This is a genomic window from Nonomuraea glycinis (assembly GCF_035920485.1).
GTDB lineage: Bacteria > Actinomycetota > Actinomycetes > Streptosporangiales > Streptosporangiaceae > Nonomuraea > Nonomuraea glycinis.
This window is the reverse complement of sequence record NZ_CP109166.1, coordinates 1,557,442-1,572,975: the sequence shown is the minus strand read 5'-3', so window position 1 is coordinate 1,572,975 and position 15,534 is coordinate 1,557,442. Positions and strand designations below refer to the sequence as shown.

General features: G+C 70.2%; 16 protein-coding genes. 5 read left to right on the top strand and 11 right to left on the bottom strand.

Features of this window, described 5'->3' with window-relative positions; all coding sequences use genetic code 11:
* Positions 1 to 71: 71 nt before the first annotated feature.
* From OHA68_RS07260 to OHA68_RS07245, 4 genes are all read right to left on the bottom strand, one after another.
* On the bottom strand, positions 72 to 1,964 hold the full coding sequence (locus tag OHA68_RS07260) for a sensor histidine kinase (protein ID WP_327106905.1): 1,893 nt from the start codon (positions 1,962 to 1,964) through the stop codon (positions 72 to 74).
* Positions 1,955 to 2,560, bottom strand: coding sequence for a response regulator transcription factor (locus OHA68_RS07255; protein ID WP_327106904.1), 606 nt, complete (start codon positions 2,558 to 2,560; stop codon positions 1,955 to 1,957). The genes OHA68_RS07260 and OHA68_RS07255 overlap by 10 nt, the downstream gene beginning before the upstream one ends.
* A gap of 65 nt (positions 2,561 to 2,625) precedes the next feature.
* Entirely contained in the window at positions 2,626 to 3,093 is a 468-nt protein-coding gene (locus OHA68_RS07250; protein WP_327106903.1) for a hypothetical protein, read from the bottom strand.
* Between the two features lie 179 nt (positions 3,094 to 3,272).
* Entirely contained in the window at positions 3,273 to 4,154 is an 882-nt protein-coding gene (locus tag OHA68_RS07245; RefSeq protein ID WP_327106902.1) for an NAD(P)-dependent oxidoreductase, read from the bottom strand.
* A gap of 275 nt (positions 4,155 to 4,429) precedes the next feature.
* On the opposite strand from OHA68_RS07245, the gene OHA68_RS07240 reads away from it, so the two are divergent.
* Positions 4,430 to 5,023: a hypothetical protein gene (locus tag OHA68_RS07240; protein WP_327106901.1), complete on the top strand. Its 594-nt coding sequence runs from the start codon at positions 4,430 to 4,432 to the stop codon at positions 5,021 to 5,023.
* A 25-nt stretch (positions 5,024 to 5,048) separates the two neighbouring features.
* Here the strand turns inward: OHA68_RS07240 and blaOXA are convergent, their stop codons facing one another.
* The gene (gene blaOXA / locus OHA68_RS07235) at positions 5,049 to 5,939 is read right to left on the bottom strand and encodes a class D beta-lactamase (RefSeq protein WP_327106900.1); all 891 of its coding nucleotides are present in this window, start codon (positions 5,937 to 5,939) and stop codon (positions 5,049 to 5,051) included.
* A 284-nt stretch (positions 5,940 to 6,223) separates the two neighbouring features.
* Here blaOXA and OHA68_RS07230 point away from each other — a divergent pair, with 284 nt between their 5' ends.
* On the top strand, positions 6,224 to 7,258 hold the full coding sequence (locus OHA68_RS07230) for a zinc-dependent alcohol dehydrogenase family protein (protein WP_327106899.1): 1,035 nt from the start codon (positions 6,224 to 6,226) through the stop codon (positions 7,256 to 7,258).
* 41 nt (positions 7,259 to 7,299) lie between these two features.
* Here the strand turns inward: OHA68_RS07230 and OHA68_RS07225 are convergent, their stop codons facing one another.
* Positions 7,300 to 7,800, bottom strand: a complete 501-nt coding sequence (locus OHA68_RS07225) for a MarR family winged helix-turn-helix transcriptional regulator (RefSeq protein ID WP_327106898.1) — start codon at positions 7,798 to 7,800, stop codon at positions 7,300 to 7,302.
* Between the two features lie 92 nt (positions 7,801 to 7,892).
* Between OHA68_RS07225 and OHA68_RS07220 the strand changes: the two genes are divergently transcribed.
* Complete coding sequence (locus OHA68_RS07220; RefSeq protein ID WP_327106897.1) at positions 7,893 to 8,360, top strand: RidA family protein; 468 nt, start codon at positions 7,893 to 7,895, stop codon at positions 8,358 to 8,360.
* 18 nt (positions 8,361 to 8,378) lie between these two features.
* On the opposite strand, the gene OHA68_RS07215 is transcribed toward OHA68_RS07220, so the two are convergent.
* Genes OHA68_RS07215 through OHA68_RS07205 form a run of 3 tightly spaced genes read right to left on the bottom strand, consistent with a single transcriptional unit; the run spans position 8,379 to position 11,393 of the window.
* Positions 8,379 to 9,884: a tripartite tricarboxylate transporter permease gene (locus OHA68_RS07215; protein ID WP_327106896.1), complete on the bottom strand. Its 1,506-nt coding sequence runs from the start codon at positions 9,882 to 9,884 to the stop codon at positions 8,379 to 8,381.
* 20 nt (positions 9,885 to 9,904) lie between these two features.
* Positions 9,905 to 10,366, bottom strand: a complete 462-nt coding sequence (locus tag OHA68_RS07210) for a tripartite tricarboxylate transporter TctB family protein (protein ID WP_327106895.1) — start codon at positions 10,364 to 10,366, stop codon at positions 9,905 to 9,907.
* 1 nt (position 10,367) lies between these two features.
* The gene (locus OHA68_RS07205) at positions 10,368 to 11,393 is read right to left on the bottom strand and encodes a tripartite tricarboxylate transporter substrate-binding protein (RefSeq protein ID WP_327106894.1); all 1,026 of its coding nucleotides are present in this window, start codon (positions 11,391 to 11,393) and stop codon (positions 10,368 to 10,370) included.
* Between the two features lie 151 nt (positions 11,394 to 11,544).
* Between OHA68_RS07205 and OHA68_RS07200 the strand changes: the two genes are divergently transcribed.
* Together OHA68_RS07200 and OHA68_RS07195 are read left to right on the top strand one after the other, a co-directional pair.
* Positions 11,545 to 12,228 (top strand): response regulator transcription factor, encoded by a 684-nt coding sequence (locus OHA68_RS07200; protein WP_189142399.1) that lies wholly within the window; start codon positions 11,545 to 11,547, stop codon positions 12,226 to 12,228.
* A 6-nt stretch (positions 12,229 to 12,234) separates the two neighbouring features.
* On the top strand, positions 12,235 to 13,704 hold the full coding sequence (locus OHA68_RS07195) for a sensor histidine kinase (protein ID WP_327106893.1): 1,470 nt from the start codon (positions 12,235 to 12,237) through the stop codon (positions 13,702 to 13,704).
* A 32-nt stretch (positions 13,705 to 13,736) separates the two neighbouring features.
* Here the strand turns inward: OHA68_RS07195 and OHA68_RS07190 are convergent, their stop codons facing one another.
* The gene (locus OHA68_RS07190) at positions 13,737 to 14,705 is read right to left on the bottom strand and encodes a TAXI family TRAP transporter solute-binding subunit (protein ID WP_327106892.1); all 969 of its coding nucleotides are present in this window, start codon (positions 14,703 to 14,705) and stop codon (positions 13,737 to 13,739) included.
* 67 nt (positions 14,706 to 14,772) lie between these two features.
* Positions 14,773 to 15,210, bottom strand: a complete 438-nt coding sequence (locus OHA68_RS07185; protein WP_327106891.1) for a hypothetical protein — start codon at positions 15,208 to 15,210, stop codon at positions 14,773 to 14,775.
* Between the last annotated feature and the right edge of the window lie 324 nt (positions 15,211 to 15,534).

Here is a 15,534-nt window from a genome sequence, read left to right as displayed (position 1 = left end):
GTCAGTCGGTCGTGTCAGTGGGGCGGGACCAACTGTGCGACAGCGGGCGATCTCCGGCACAGTCGCCGCGTTCACCTCGTGGGCATGAGATTCTCATGATCGACTGGCGCGTGGGCGAGGAGTTCGAAGCGGTCGCCGTTCCGGATGGTGGTGAGCTCGCCGCCGACGGCGGCCAGCCGGGCGCGCAGATTCCGCAGCCCCGTCCCGGGCTCGCCGGAGCGGGAGCAGGAGCCGGAGGCGGACGCGAGGGCGGGGCCGGAGGCGGACGCGAGGGCGGGGCCGGAGGCGGACGCGAGGGCGGGGCCGGGGGCGGAAGCGGGGGAGGCCCCGTCGTTGGTCACGCGCAGCCGGGCGCGGCCGTCCTCGACGGTGATCTCGACCAGGCACTCGACCGGTGTGCTGTGCCTGATCACGTTGGTGACCGCCTCGCGCAGCACCACCGCGAGCACCGGCTCGGCGGGCCCGGTCACGGGCGCGGCGTTGATCCGTACGGTCGCTCCCGCCGACTCCAGCATGGCCCTGGCGGAGGCGAGTTCGTCGGCCAGTGACAGGCGTCCGCTCACCAGGGCGGTGTCCGAGAGCGTGGCCCGCGCCGCCTCCGCCACCCGATCGAGCTGCCCCATCGCCCGGCCGGGGTCCGTGTCGAGCAGCCGCAGCGTGAGCTCCCCGTGCAGGACGATCGTGGTGAGGCCGCGCCCGAGCAGGTCGTGCACGTCTCTGCCCACCTTGAGCCGTTCGCGCAGGGCCGCCACCTCGACGAGCTCGGCCCGGGTCTCCCTGAGCTCGGTGACGAGGGCGACGAGCCGCGTCAGTCCGTAGACGGTCAGGGCAGCGGCCAGGGAGGCGCAGAACTCGTACCAGCCCGGCCAGGCCTCGACCGCGCTGACACCGCAGATCGCCACGCACAGCGGCCAGGAGAACCGCGCCCGCACATGGAGCAGCACCACCCCGGCGAAGAACCCCGACACCACCAGCCCGGCCACTTCCCCCTGCAGGAGCGGCACGTAGATGGTGACCGCCTGAGCGATCAGCGTCCACGTCAGGAACCTGGGCCGGGTGCGCAGCGCGGCCAGGTGCCAGAACTGCAGGCCGAACGTCACGGGCAGCAGAGCCAGGTACGCGACCTGCCCGGAGCCGGGATCGACCCCCTCGTCGGCGACGAAGTTGAACACCGACTGCCCGGCGAACAGGACGTGCGTGACGACGAGAATCGGCGTGGCCAGCCGGAGGATCCGGGTGTCGTCGTCACGGGGCGGGACCGGGAGTGCCGCCTCGACGGCCGGCAGGGAGCGCACCTGCGCCAGCGCCTCCCGGGCGACGGCGACCGCCCGGTTCATCGCCGTCCGCACGTCGTCCCGGTGCCGCGTCAGCCGCTCGACGGTGGACGCGCTGCTCACGGCCAGGTCGAGTGTCAGCCGCTCGACCGTGGACGCGCTGCTCACGACCAGGTCGTGTACGTGCCGCCACAGCCGTAGCCGCTCGACCTCCCCGGCCCTGGCGGCCAGCTCGGACCGCTCCCGCCGGACCCGGTCCAGCAGGTCGGCCAGGCGGCTGAGACCGTACAGCGTCAGGCCTACGTTGAGCGGGGCGACGACCGCGTAGTAGACGTACACCGGCGCCAGGTCCAGCACGGCGCCCGCCAGGGCGCCCTCGACCACCGCGATCAGCCCGAAGATCGGCCACGCCCACGGACCGCGCACCACGAGCAGGACCGACGCGGCGACGAACCCCGTGCCGCCCGTCCGCCAGCCGTCCGCCTCGGCCAAAAGCGGCAGATAGTTCAGTACGGCCTGCAGCGGCAGGAGGAATGCCGGCCGTCTGCCCGGGAGCGAGATGGGCAGCTGGAGTGCGGCGACGCCGATGATGCTCGCCACGGTCAGCGGCCCGGAGTCGTGGAAGGCCACCCGGAGCGCGCACAGCACGCAGATGAACCCGGCGAGCAGGCGGACCGGGCTCAGAGCCAACCCGACTCCTGGGCGATCCGTACGGCGTGCAGGCGGTTGCGGGCGTTCAGGGTGGTGACGATCCCGGTGAGGTAGTTGCGCACGGTGCCCACGGACAGGAACAGCGCCCCGGCGATGTCCGCCACGTCCTCGCCGTCCGCGAACCTCCGCAGGACCTCCAGCTCGCGCGGCCTGAGCGGGCTCTCGGCCGTCTCCAGCGCCGCCACGGCGAGCGCGGGATCGACCACCCGCTCACCCGACGCGACCCTCCGGATCGCGTCGGCGAGCCGGTCCGGCGGGGCGTCCTTGACCAGGAACCCGGACGCCCGCGCGGCGAACGCCCTGCGTACGCTCTCCGGCCGGCTGAAACTCGTCACGATCAGCACCTGACAGCGCGGTAACCGCCTGCGCAGCTCGGCCGTGGCTGTGAGCCCGTCGACGCCGGGCAGTTCGACGTCGATCACCGCCACGTCAGGGTCGTGTGCCAGGGCCATGGGCACGATCTCGTCCCCGGCCGCCACCTGGGCGACCACCTCGATGTCGGGTTCGAGGTCGAGCAGCGCGACCAGCGCCCCGCGGACCATGTGCATGTCCTCGGCGAGCAGCACCCGGATCATCCATCGCCCCAACCGTCAGCCCATTTCGCCCCATTTCTACCATCTCGTGAGATCTTCACGGTGGATCAGTAGCTGTGGTCGTCCCAGTACGGATCGTCCCAGCGGGCCGGCTGGGGGAGGCCCAGCAGCCGTACCCAGTGGAGCAGTTGCTCCGGCGCGCCGGCGGCACGCAAGCGGGCGGGAGCGTGGCGTGCCAGCCAGGCGGCCAGCTCGGCGCACCGGGCCCGCTCGTCCTGCTGGGTGAGCCAGGGAAGCTCGTCTCCCAGCAGGTCGGGGCCCCAGTAAGCGACGGTCTCCGTCAGCCGCCGGTCGGCCACCGGGTCGCTCAGCGACGCCCAGACGTCGAGCCAGGGCGTGAGCGTGCCGGACGCCTCGGCGCACAGCGTCAGCACTTCGTACGCGGGCACGGCGACCTCGGGCGTGGTGAGGCTGTACGCCCACCATGAGTGCAGAAACTCCCGCACGGCCGCGGTCTGCTCGGCGGGCCAGTGCTGCCATTCACCGAAAGCGAGCGAGTGACCGACCGCCTCCATGCCGATGATCGGCTCTATCCAGCCTTTGACCGGGGTCCGTCAGGGCGGTGCTGTGCGGGGGTGGTCATGGGTGGCCGCCTCGAGAACTCCGGCGGCCGACGCCGGCCGAAGATCACGACCTTACCGGCCGAAGGCGCGGCGGTCACCCCGCGCCTTTGTCGTCGTACTGCTGAGAGGGGTCATTCATCTCGCGGTACGTCCGATCCCCGCACCGCTTCCGCGATCGACGCCCAGTCGTGGTCGCCGAGGCCCAGGTCGATCGCGTCCTGGAACGTCTGACGCAGGGCGGACATGGTGGGCAGTTCCAGCCCGACCCCGTCGGCGGCGGCCTTGGCCAGGCCGAGATCCTTGTTGCCCAGGACGGTGCGGAAACCGGCCGGCAGGTACGCGCGGTCCGCCATCTCCTTGCCGTACCCCTGGTAGACCGGCCCTGTCAGCAGGGTTCCCGTCATCAGCTCGTGCAGGTCGTGTGCGTCGATCCCGTGCCGTTCCGCCAAGGCGAAACCCTCGGCTATCGCCTCCAGCGCGTGGATGAGCAGCAGGTTCATGGTGATCTTCACGAGGTTGGCCTGCCACGGCTGCGCACCCACCCGCCAGATACGCCGGCCGAGCGTAGAGAACACCGGCTCCAGCGAGTCGATCAGCCCGCTGTCACCGGCGGCGAGCAGGTTGAGCTGTCCAGCTTCCGCCGCATCCGGACGCCCCAGCACCGGGACTCCCAGATAACCGACCCCGGCGGCCTCGTGCCGCTCGGCCAGGGCGCGCCCGGCCTCGACGGAGATCGTCGACATGCCGACGTGGACGGCGTCCGGCCCTGCTCCGGCGAGTACCGAGTCGTCGAAGACGGCGGCGACGGCGGCGTCGTCGGCCAGCATCGACAGCACCGGCCCGGCGGCGAACAGGTCGGCGACGGACTCGGCGCGTTCGGCGCCCGCCGCGACGAGTTCGTCCCCGGCCTCGGGATGCCGGTTCCAGACCGTGACGTCGTGTCCCTCCGCGAGCAGGCGGCGGGCCATGCCCTTCCCCATGTTGCCGAGACCGGCAACGGACACTCGTGCCATGCGACGCTCCTTGACCGATTCGCCAAGCCCGCCGTCTGACCTGCTCGGTCCCATGAAGGGCCAGGTAGACGGCTGCGGCCCCAACTCCTCTGGGCGTACCCAGCGGCCCAGGCGGATCCCATGCAGGGCTCGCCGATCAAGCGTCGGGCCCGAGAACGAGCTGCCCGCGCCGGCTTGAAAGCGTCAGGCAAGCGGGTCGCAAACCGCCGTCGCTCCCTTTCAAGTGGTTCGTTTTACACATAGTGCGGAAACCAACACCGGAAAGGATCACTCCGATGCCGCACCTGCGCACCCTCCTCGGCCTCGCCACCGCTCTCGGCACGGCCGCCACGGCCCTCACGATCGGCGCCGCTCCCGCGAGCGCCACCGCCTGCGACCCCGCCCTGGTCGCCCCGGCCGGCAGTCTCGTCGGCAACCTGTGGCGCTCCAACGGCGGCGAGACGAGCGCCTACGGCTGCCCGACCTCCAAGGAGTACGGCTTCGCGAGCCAGCGCGGCTCGTACCAGACCTTCCGCAACGGCAAGATCGTCTGGTCGCCGAACCTCGGCGGCGGCACGCTGGTCCGCGCCTACTACGCCAAGGGCAAGGCCGTCTTCCGCTGGAGCGGCCTCGGCCGCGACTGGGACTTCTTCAACGTCCGCTGGAGCCGCGACGGCGGCAAGGCCACCCAGGTGAAGGTCGGTCGGCTGACCCCGTGGAGCGGTGTCTACTCGGTGGACCCCACGTGCGTCGACGGCTACTGCATCACCTCGAACGGCCACGGGGGACTCACCAAGGCCACCTTCATCGTCCAGGGCTGCGACCGAGGCACCTTCAGCTCCGACTGCGGCCCCTGGAGCATCGCCACCTCCGTCAAGGTCCCCTACTGATCGACGGGGTCCTCGTGGGGAACGCTCACGCCGTGGGCAGGACGTTCAGCCGGTGCAGCAGTTCACGCGCGAGGGTGGCGCGCTTGGCGGCGTCGCCGTCCTTGGCGATGTCCATGTTCAGCGCGAACGTGTACACGCGTCCGCCGCGTTCGACCCACCCGGTCCACCAGCCCGTGCCGGGATCGGGGGCGTTCTGCCAGCCTGACTTGGCGTACAGCGCGTACCCGTTCTTCTCCTCCTGCTTGATCAGGTCGTGGACGGTTCGCTGGTGCGTGCGGGAGGCGGGCAGGCGCAGGGCGGCCAGCCGCTCCATGAACCGGGTCTGCTCCACCGCCGAGATCTTCAGCGGGCCGTCCAGCCAGAACCGGTCCACCGCCGTCCCGGTCTGCCGGTTGCCGTAGCCCAGCCGGTTCAGCCACTGCCGTTCGCGCTGGAGGCCGATGCGGCGGGCGATCACCTGGAACGCCGCCGCGTTGGAGACGCGAACGGCCTCGCGCATGCTCATGTCCTTCTCCCACTCGGGGAACGGCTGCGGCGTGCCGTCCCAGGGGATCACCTCGTCGGGGCTCTTGACCACGCCGGTCTGCAGAGCGACCAGCGCGTGCGGGACCTTGAAACTGGAGGCGGGCACCAGCGGCTTCTCGGCGCGCCGGCGGTCCACCACGGTCACCTTCCTGGACGACACGTCCAGCAACGCGAACGTGCCTCGCACCTTCGCCGCGTCGAACACCGCGCGCAGATCATCGCGTACAACGGTGCCCGGCCTGACCTCATGGGCCGTCGCGACCATGGCGCCGGCGCGCGGGGCGCTCTGGTGGGCGGTGGCACCGTACGCGGGGATGGCGCCGAGAGTGAGCGAGGCGAGCACGGCGGCGCCGAGCCAGGGGCGTAGGACCTGCGGAATCGTCTTCTTCATGCGTAGAGATCACCACAGGACATCGTTACTGTCCAATATTGCTATTTATGGAAGACCAATATCTAAATCCATATCATCGCAGTTCAGAGCGCTTGTCCGGGGGCTCAAGGCACTGAGGGTCACGTCGGAGAGTGAGCCGGCGATCAACGTGCGGCGCCTTCGGGTCGGACCGCCCTGGCGAGGTAAATCTACCGATAACGGACCACGACCCGGCATATCGGTCACCTAGCCTCGACCGGCCGCGGGTAGGCAAACGACGACTACCTGAAGGGCGGAAGGCACTCATGCAAGCAACCTTGATCTACGGCGCCGGCGACGTGCGGGTGGAGAACGTGCCCGACCCCGTCATGCGCGAACCCACCGACGCCCTGGTCCGCGTGCTGCGCTCGTGCATCTGCGGCAGCGACCTGTGGCCGTACAAGTCCAGGCCGGCCAGCGAGGAGGGCGAGCGCATCGGGCACGAGTTCCTCGGGGTCGTGGAGGACCTCGGCGCGGAGGTGTCCGGACTGCGGCGCGGTGACGTCGTGCTGGCGCCGTTCGTCTGGTCGGACAACACCTGCGACTTCTGCCGCGAGGGCCTGCAGACCTCCTGCCGGCACGGCGGCCTGTGGGCGGCCGACGGTGTGGACGGCGGCCAGGGTGAGGCCGTACGCGTGCCGCAGGCCCAGGGCACGCTGGTCAAGCTGCCCGTCGGCGAGGACTCCGAGCTGCTGCCGTCCCTGCTCACCCTGTCGGACGTGTTCTGCACCGGCCACCACTGCGCCGTGACCGCCGGGGTCGGCCAGGGCGAGTCGGTGACGGTGATCGGCGACGGCGCGGTGGGACTGTCGGCGGTCCTGGCCGCCAGGCGGCTGGGCGCCGAGCAGATCATCCTCCTGGGCCGGCACCGGGAGCGTACCGATCTGGGCCGCCACTTCGGCGCCACGGACATCGTCGCCGAACGCGGCGAGGAAGCCATCGAGCATGTACGGGAGCTGACCGGCGGCGACGGCACCCGTACCGTGCTGGAATGCGTCGGCACCCGGCAGGCGATCGAGACGGCGTTCGCCGTGGCCCGCGACGGCGGCACGATCAGCCGGGTGGGCGTTCCCCAGTACGAGGAGACGCCGATGGGCTTCGCCGAGTTCTTCCGCAACCTCACCCTCACCGGCGGCGTCGCGCCGGCCCGCGCCTACATCGAGGAGCTGCTGCCCGAGGTCCTGGACGGCACCCTGGACCCCGGCCGCATGTTCGACTGCACCGTCACCCTGGACCAGGTGCCCGACGGCTACCGCGCGATGAACGACCGCACCGCCTTGAAGGTCCTCATCCAGCCTTGACCGCTGCCCGGGAACTCGCCGACACGTGCCCCCGAACCAGGTCAGGTCAGGTCGACAGGCCGTACCCGCAGTTTGGCGGCGATGCGCGCCAGTGCCTGCCGGTCGGCGGCGGTGAGCGGGTCGAGCACGAGCTGCCGCACCGAGCGCACGTGTGTGGGCGCGGCGGCGACCACCACCTCGAAGCCGAGGTCGGTGAGGGCCGCGATGGTGTAGCGGCCGTCATCGGGGTCGGGCGAACGCTCCACCCAGCCCCGCTGCTCGAACCGCTTGACGACGTTGGACAGGCGGGAGAGGGAGCCGTTGGCCAGGTAGGCCAGCTCGCTCATCCGCAGGCGGCGCTCGGGGGCCTCCGAGATGTGGCTGAGGGTCAGGTACTCGAAGAGGGTCAGTCCCGCCTCGTGCTGCAGCGGCGACTCCAGCCGCCCCGGCAGCAGCAGGACCAGGGAGACCAGCCCGGTCCAGGCCTCCTTCTCGTCCGCGGTCAGCCACAGCGTCTCGTCGGGGGAGCTCCCGCCGGGGTCCGGGGTCGCGGTGATGGCCATGAGGCCACCCTACCGAGCGCTCATGACTTTACGTGTGAAGTAAAAAGCTGATACGTTCACTTCAAGCATGAAGTTAATTCGAGGGGATCACCATGAGTAAGCCGGAGTTCTTCGCCACCCCTGGGTACGGCGAGACGCAGCTGGCCAACATGCACTACAGCCAGGCCGTTCGCATCGGCGACCGCGTCGAGACCTCAGGTCAAGGCGGCTGGGACGACGACTGGAACTTCCCCGACTCCCTCGAGGACGAGATCGTTCAGGCCTTCGAGAACGTCGAACGAACCCTCGCCACGGCCGGCGCCACCTGGCGTGACGTCATCGCCGTGAACTCGTACCACATCCCCGACTCCGCCGACTTCATCGGCGAGGTCCACAACCGCGTCATGGTCGAGCAGTTCCGCAAGCGCATGGGCGACCGCGCACCCATCTGGACCGAGACTGGCGTCCCGGCCCTCGGCGCCCCGAAGATGCGCGTCGAGATCCGCGTCACCGCCATCATCGCGAACCACCCTGAACCGGTCGGCGGCAGTACGGGTGTGAGCGCCGCCGGCCTCGTCTGAGAAGCCGGCGGCAGCCTCCTAGTCCTCCTCGGTGAACACCACTTCGCGGCGCCTGCGGATCGTCGGCAGGACGGCGACCACCAGGGCTGCCAAGGCCAGGACCAGGAGGACCGCGGAGATCGGGCGGGTGAGGAAGACCGACGCGTCGCCTCGGGAGATGATGAGGGCCCGGCGCAGGTTCTCCTCCAGCAGGGGGCCGAGGACGAAGCCGAGCAGCAGGGGGGCCGGCTCGCAGCCGCACTTGATCAGGACGTAGCCCAGGATGCCGAAGAACGCGATCGCGTAGACGTCGTAGGCGTTGAACCCCAGGGAGTACGTGCCGATCGAGGCGAACAGGATGATCATCGGGAACAGCACCTGGTACGGGATCCGCAGCATGCGCACCCAGAGGCCGATCAGCGGCAGGTTGAGCAGCACGAGCAGCACGTTGCCGATCCACATCGACGCGATCAGGCCCCAGAACAGCGCCGGTTCCTCGGTGATGACGTTCGGGCCGGGGGTGATGCCGTGGACGATGAACGCGCCGATCATCAGCGCCATGACCGGGTGGGCGGGCAGGCCCAGGGTGAGCAGCGGGATGAACGACGTCTGCGCGGCGGCGTTGTTGGCCGACTCGGGGCCGGCCACGCCCTCGATCGCGCCGTGCCCGAACTCCTGCTGCCGCTTGGAGATCCGCTTCTCGACGGCGTACGAGGTGAACGAGGCCAGCACGTGCCCACCGCCGGGCAGGACCCCGAGCGCGGCGCCGAGACCGGTGCCGCGCAGGATCGGGCCGGCGATCCGGCGCCAGTCCTCGCGGGTCGGCCAGAGGTTCTTCACCTTGGTGACGATCGCCGTGCGGGTCTGCTCGTTCTCCAGGTTGCGCAGGATCTCGGCCACCCCGAACATGCCGACGGCGACCGACACGAAGTCGATGCCGCCGTACAGCTCGCGCTGGTCGAACGTGAAGCGCGGCGTGCCGGTGTAGATGTCCTGGCCGACCGTGCCGAGCAGGACGCCCAGGAAGATCATCGCGAGGGCCTTGAGCGCGGTGCCGCGCGCCAGCGCGATGGACACGATCAGGCCGAGCAGCACCAGCGAGAAATACTCGGCCGCGCCGAACTGCAGCGCCACGCGGGCCAGCGGTGGGGCCGCGACGGCCAGCACGACGGTGGACACCGTGCCCGCGATGAAGGACCCGATCGCGGCGGTGGCCAGCGCCGCGCCGGCCCGGCCCTGCCTGGCCATCTCGTGCCCGTCCAGCGCGGTGACCGCCGCCGACGACTCGCCGGGCAGGTTGATCAGGATGGCGGTCGTCGAGCCGCCGTACTGCGCGCCGTAGTAGATCCCGGCCAGCATGATCAACGCCGTCACCGGCTCGAAGTTGAACGTGATCGGCAGCAGCATCGCCACCGTCGCCGTTGGCCCGATGCCGGGCAGCACGCCGACCGCCGTGCCGAGCAGCACGCCTACGAAGCAGTAGAGGACGTTCTGGATGAGGAGGGCGGTCGAGAAGCCCAGCGCCAGGTTGTCGAGAAGTTCCATGCCTCAATCCGGATGCCGTGTCAGAACCCCAGCCAAGGGCCCCATAGCGGGATCCGCAGCTGAAGTCCGACGACGAAGATGAGCGTGGCGGCCAGGGTCAGCCCGGCGGCCACGGCCACGGCCATGAGCGGGCGTACGCGGGTGCTGGCCAGCGTGGTCAGCAGGGCGGTCACCGCCGACGTCGGGACGAATCCGAGGCCCCGTACGGTGAATCCGAAGAACATCACCGCGAGCACGATGACGGCGATCGCCCGCCAGGGGACCGGCCCGAACTCGGCCACCTCGCCCGCGACCAGTCCCTTGACGACGATCGCCAGCCCCAGGGCGGCCACCAGCGCGCCGACCAGCACCGGGAAGGCGCCGGGGCCCATCCGCAGCGGGGTGCCCAGCTCGTAGCCGAGCGCCCCCACCACGAACGCGCCACCGATCAGGATGAACATTCCCCCGGCGAGGACGTCCGGGAAGGACCGGCGGCGTTCCACCTCAGGAGGCCTTCACACCGGCGTCGGCGATGACCTTCGCCCAGACGCCGAGCTGCTCTTCGAGCTTGGTCCGGTGCGCCTGCGGGGTCGCGTCCCCGGCCGGGACCGGCGCGGTGCCGAGCTTGGCCATCTGGTCGACGACCTTCTGGTCGGCCAGCGCCACCTTCAGCGCCTCGGACAGCTTCTGCACGACGTCCTGCGGGGTGCCGGCCGGCACGTAGAGGCCGTGCCACACGCTGACCTCCAGCTTGGGCAGCCCCGCCTCGGCCGTGGTCGGCACGTCGGGCAGGCTCTTCACCCGCTCCGGCGTGGTGACCGCGTACGCTTTCACCTCGCCCGCGGAGATCTGGCCGCTGGTGTTGGTCGTCTGGTCGCACATGAAGTCGACCTGGCCGCCGACGAGGTCGGTCAGCGCCGGGCCGGTGCCTTCGTACGGGACCTCCTGCACCTTGACGCCGGCGGCGGTCTGGAACAGCAGGCCGCACAGGTGGGACGCGGCGCCGATGCCGGCGTTGGCCAGGGTGACCTTGTCGGCGTTCGCCTTCACGTGGGTCACGAGGTCCTGGAGCGTCGCGGGGGCGAAGTCCTTGCGGGCGACGACCGTCATCGGCACCTCGGTGACGAGCCCGACCGTCTGGAAGTCCTCGAGCGGCTTGAAGCCCAGGTTCTGGTAGAGGGCGGGCGCCGTGGACATGCCGATGTGGTGCATGAGCACGGTGTAGCCGTCGGGCTCGGCCCGCGCGACCTCACCGGCGCCGACCGTGCCGCCCGCGCCCTCGACGTTCTGTACGACGATCTTGGCGCCGAGTTTGGCGGCCATCGGCTCGGCGATCATGCGGGTGACGGTGTCCGTCGGGCCGCCCGCGCTGAACGGCACCACGATCGTGATGCTCTGGTCCGGGAAGCCACCACCGCTGGGGCCGCCCGCGCCGGTGCCTCCGTTACCGGCGCAGGCGGCGACGAGCGAGACCACGCCGATCGCGGTGAACATCCGAACGGTGGTTCCGTACCTGCTGGCGGTTCTCATCTCGCAGCCTCCTCGTGTGTGCGCGGCCTCAGTCTGGGCTGGCAGGGGCGCGGATAGTGTCAGAGGAATCCCAAGGAATGCGCCGAATGTCAGAGAAATCCCAAGAACTGTGGGGCTGACACGAGTGCCGAGCCCGGCCGTACAATCCGGTATGCGGATCACCATCATCGAAGATGACGACCGCGTGGCGCGGGGTCTGGTGAGCGTGCTGATCCAGGCGGGCTTCGAGGTCCACCGGCTCGCCACCGCCGCGGAGGCCATGCGGGCCGACCCGTCCGATGTGGTCCTCGTCGACCTGGGGCTGCCCGACGGCGACGGCCTCGACGTGATCCGCAAGCTGCGGGACCGCCCGGAGACCGCCGTCATCGCCGTGACCGCGCGCTCGGAGGAGCACGAACGGGTCCGCGGCCTGCGCGCCGGCGCCGACGACTACATCGTGAAACCGTTCGGCATCCCCGAGCTGCTGGCCCGGATCGACGCCGTCCTGCGGCGCACCCGGGCGGCTCGCGCCCTGAGCCACCCTGACGAGCCGCTCGTCCTCGGCCCGATGCGCATCTGCGTCGGCACCCGCGAGGTCACCGTCGACGCCACCCCCGTGACGCTGACCCGCAAGGAGTTCGAGCTGCTCCTGCTGCTCGCCCGGCGGGCGCCGAACGTCGTCAGCCGCGACGTCATCCTCGACCAGATCTGGGGCGCGACCTGGGAGTCCTCAAGCCGCACCCTGGACACCCACATCGCCGCGTTACGCAACAAGATCGGACCGGCCGTGCCCATCCGCACGATCCACGGGGTCGGCTATCGGCTCCTGGCCGACCGGCCGGAGCTGATCGGCTGACCCGCCGTGCACCGTCGCCTGCTCTTCGTCCTGGTGCCCTTCGCGATCCTGCTGGTCGCGGCGCTCGGCGCCCCGCTCAGCGTCACCGTGGCCGAGCAGGAGATGCAGCAGACGTACGTCGACCAGCTCAACGACGTCGGCCGGTTCGCGTCGCTGGCCGAGACCGCGCTGTCCACCGGGCGCGGTGAGGCGCTCCAGCAGGAGCTGGCGCGCTACCACTCGCTGTACGGCATCCCCGTCGCGGTGATCGACACGTCGGGCACGGTGCTGCTCGGCCCGCGCGGCGCCTACCAGGAGGCGGCGCGGACCGAGCCGGCGCTGCCCCGGATCGTGACCGCGGCGCTGGCCGGCGCCCGGCCCGAACCGTCCGGGGACTGGGCGCCGTGGGACGACTCCGCCCTCGTGGTCGCCGAGCCGGTGGGGCGGGACAGCGAGGTCGTCGGCGCCGTCGTGACGATCTCCGACCTGTCGAAGACCCGCCACCGCATCCTCGCGCGCTGGGCCTGGCTCGCCGGGCTCGGGCTGCTGCCGCTGATCGCGCTGGTGGCCGTCGCCTGGCCGGTGTCGGCATGGGTGCTGCGGCCGGTACGTGAACTGGACGCGGCCAGCTCGCGGATCTCCCAGGGCGACCTCACCATCCGGGCCGACGCCGAGGCGGGCCCGGTCGAGCTGCGGCGGCTGGCGGAGTCGTTCAACACCATGATGGACGCGGTGGAGAACGCCGTGCAGCGGCAGCGGGCGTTCGTGTCGGACGCCTCGCACCAGTTGCGCAACCCGCTGACCAGCCTCCGGCTCGCCGTCGAGAGCCTGGATCCGCACCTGCGCGGGGACGGGCGGGAGATGTACGAGGTCGCCGTCGACGAGCTGAAGGCGATGCAGCGGCTGCTGAACTCGCTGCAGGCCAGCGCGCGGATGGAGAGCATCCGGACGACGTCGCCGGTGGACCTTGACGCGGTGCTGGCGACGCGGGCGGACCGGTGGCGGGCGCTGACGGCCACGGCGGGGCAGACGCTGGCGGTGGACGTGCCGCCGGGGTTGCGGTTGCTGGAGCCGACCGGGGGGCTGGGGAGCATCCTGGACGAGCTGATCAGCAACGCGTTGCGGCTGTCCGGGGCGGGGGTGGTGGAGGTGACCGCCCGGATCGTCCGCGGTGGTGCGGGCGCTGGGCATGGGGACGCGTTCGAGGCGGGAGCCGTGGTCACGATCGCGGTCCGGGACGACGGTCAGGGGATCGACACCGCCGAGCGGGCTCAGGCGTTACGGCGGTTCTGGCGGTCGCCACGGCACCAGAACGTGCCGGGGACCGGGCTGGGGCTGGCGATCTGTGCGGATTTGGTGGGTGCGGCCGGGGGAGAGCTGCGGCTGGAGGACGGGTTGCCGCGCCCGGACGGGTCCGGGTACGGGTTCGCCGCGGTGGTCGCGTTACCGGCGGTCCCCCGGGTGGCGTCGTCTTCTCCGACTCCCTCGCCCGTCTGAGGCACCTGGTTGTGCTTCGATCAGTGCTTGGGTCAGCGCTTGCGGTCGCGGAACCAGGCGGCCGCGCCTGGATGCAGCGGGATCGTTCCCGTGGAGATCCCGGTACGCACGTTGATCCGCCACGCTTCGGGAACGTCCTCGGCTCCGGTGTCGTCCTGGCCGGCGGAGGTGATCGTACCGGTGTGCGCGAAAATCGTGTCGGTGATGGCGTACACCAGATCATCCGGCAGGTCATTACGCGCCAGCAGCACATTCGGCACAGCCACCGTCCGGGCGGCCGCGACCCCGGCATAGGCGGTCGCCGGAATCATGGCCGGCGCGTACGGCCCCGGAAACGCCGTGAACAGCCCGTCCGCCTGCGCGTCCAACGAGATCAGCCGGACCGGGTGCCGCTGCGCCAGGTCCGTGATCGCGGGTGTCGGCACACCGGTCAGCGAGAACATCGCGTCGATCTTCCCGTCCCGTAGCGCCGCCGCCGATTCGGCCTGGCTGAGATACCGGCCGTCGATGTCCAGCCCGCCGAGCTCGAGAACCCGCAGTGACGTGAACTCCGTGCCCGAATCCCGGGCCCCGAGAGAGATGCGTTTCCCCTTGAGGTCCCGGAACTCCTCGATCGCCGACCCGGCCATCACCACAAGATGCAGGTGACTGTCATAGAGCCGGCAGATCGCCGAGAGCCCCTCGGGCGCGCTGCCGTCGGTCGTGATCAGCGCGTCCAGGCTCGTCAGCCCAAGGTGCACCTCGCCGGCCCGCAGCATCCGGATGTTGTCGGTGGACGCCCCGCTCGGCACAGTGGTCACCACGGCCCCCGGCACCTGCTCGGAGATGTGCTCGGCCAGCGACCCACCGATACGCCGATAGACCGCCCCCGCCGGCCCGGTGGCCAGCCGCAGCTGAACCCGATCGACCTCAGGCCGCTGAGAGCAACCGGCGAGCAACCCCCCGACGGCCAGAAGCACCACCCGCCGACTGAGCCCCGGCTCCCGGTTCAGCAGCACCATGCCGAGATCGTAAGTCAACGAGTGACGCGAAGGGCCCACTCGACCGTGTCAGCGGCCTGGATCCGTCTCAGGCCGACAGCAGGTCGAGTTCCGCCGTCGCCGCCTCAACCCCTGCCAGCTTCGCCCGGATGCGACGCTCCTGCTCACCCACCTGATCGACACTCTCGATCACCTTGTTGAGCGCACCCTCAAGAGCCTGCGGCAGGCCACCTGAATCGATGGTCTCTCGCGTCCAGAGGCCGAGAAGCTTGTCTCCATCCGCAAGGGCGATCACTACCTCGCGACCAGCGAATCTGTCCTCGACGAACGCATCCATGTCATCTAGCGAGGGAAAAACTGCATTTTCTACCGACTCGACATCGTCCGGGTTGATCCACACGTATGCCCACGCGCTTCGCTCTTCGGTCGCAGCAGCTACTTGCTTAAAGAGGATGAGATCTTCGTTGAGATGGAAGGTACCCGTTAGCGGGATCTCGTACTCATGCCATACGTCCAGATCGGACACTTCTGGGCGCGGGCGCCAAGGAGGCAGCCCTCGCTTGATCAAAAAGTCTAGATTCACCGCCCTACCTCCGCTCATCTTCATGCCTATTGAAGCATCGAGTGAAGCTTGCCGTCACGTCGGGGCCCCATGGGATGTCCTGCCTTTGGACGGGATCGTCCGCAGGCCAGATCACCGAGACGTGGCTCAGATCACCGTCGCAACCTGCGGAGATGCGGCCCGCTCGATATCTCTGGGAAATACTGAACGGAGCACATAGCGGGCTGCTTGCTCGATCGTGAGCGTGCCGGTCAAAAGGGATATTTCGCGCTCTCGAGCATATCGCGG

Coding starts and splice junctions, on each gene's coding strand:
- OHA68_RS07215 (WP_327106896.1), bottom strand. CDS start 9,884: ATGGAACTTCTCGACAACCTGGCGCTGGGCTTCTCGACCGCCCTCCTC.
- blaOXA (WP_327106900.1), bottom strand. CDS start 5,939: ATGAAGAAGACGATTCCGCAGGTCCTACGCCCCTGGCTCGGCGCCGCC.
- OHA68_RS07220 (WP_327106897.1), top strand. CDS start 7,893: ATGAGTAAGCCGGAGTTCTTCGCCACCCCTGGGTACGGCGAGACGCAG.
- OHA68_RS07200 (WP_189142399.1), top strand. CDS start 11,545: ATGCGGATCACCATCATCGAAGATGACGACCGCGTGGCGCGGGGTCTG.
- OHA68_RS07255 (WP_327106904.1), bottom strand. CDS start 2,560: ATGATCCGGGTGCTGCTCGCCGAGGACATGCACATGGTCCGCGGGGCG.
- OHA68_RS07205 (WP_327106894.1), bottom strand. CDS start 11,393: ATGAGAACCGCCAGCAGGTACGGAACCACCGTTCGGATGTTCACCGCG.
- OHA68_RS07250 (WP_327106903.1), bottom strand. CDS start 3,093: ATGGAGGCGGTCGGTCACTCGCTCGCTTTCGGTGAATGGCAGCACTGG.
- OHA68_RS07190 (WP_327106892.1), bottom strand. CDS start 14,705: ATGGTGCTGCTGAACCGGGAGCCGGGGCTCAGTCGGCGGGTGGTGCTT.
- OHA68_RS07245 (WP_327106902.1), bottom strand. CDS start 4,154: ATGGCACGAGTGTCCGTTGCCGGTCTCGGCAACATGGGGAAGGGCATG.
- OHA68_RS07230 (WP_327106899.1), top strand. CDS start 6,224: ATGCAAGCAACCTTGATCTACGGCGCCGGCGACGTGCGGGTGGAGAAC.
- OHA68_RS07225 (WP_327106898.1), bottom strand. CDS start 7,800: ATGGCCATCACCGCGACCCCGGACCCCGGCGGGAGCTCCCCCGACGAG.
- OHA68_RS07240 (WP_327106901.1), top strand. CDS start 4,430: ATGCCGCACCTGCGCACCCTCCTCGGCCTCGCCACCGCTCTCGGCACG.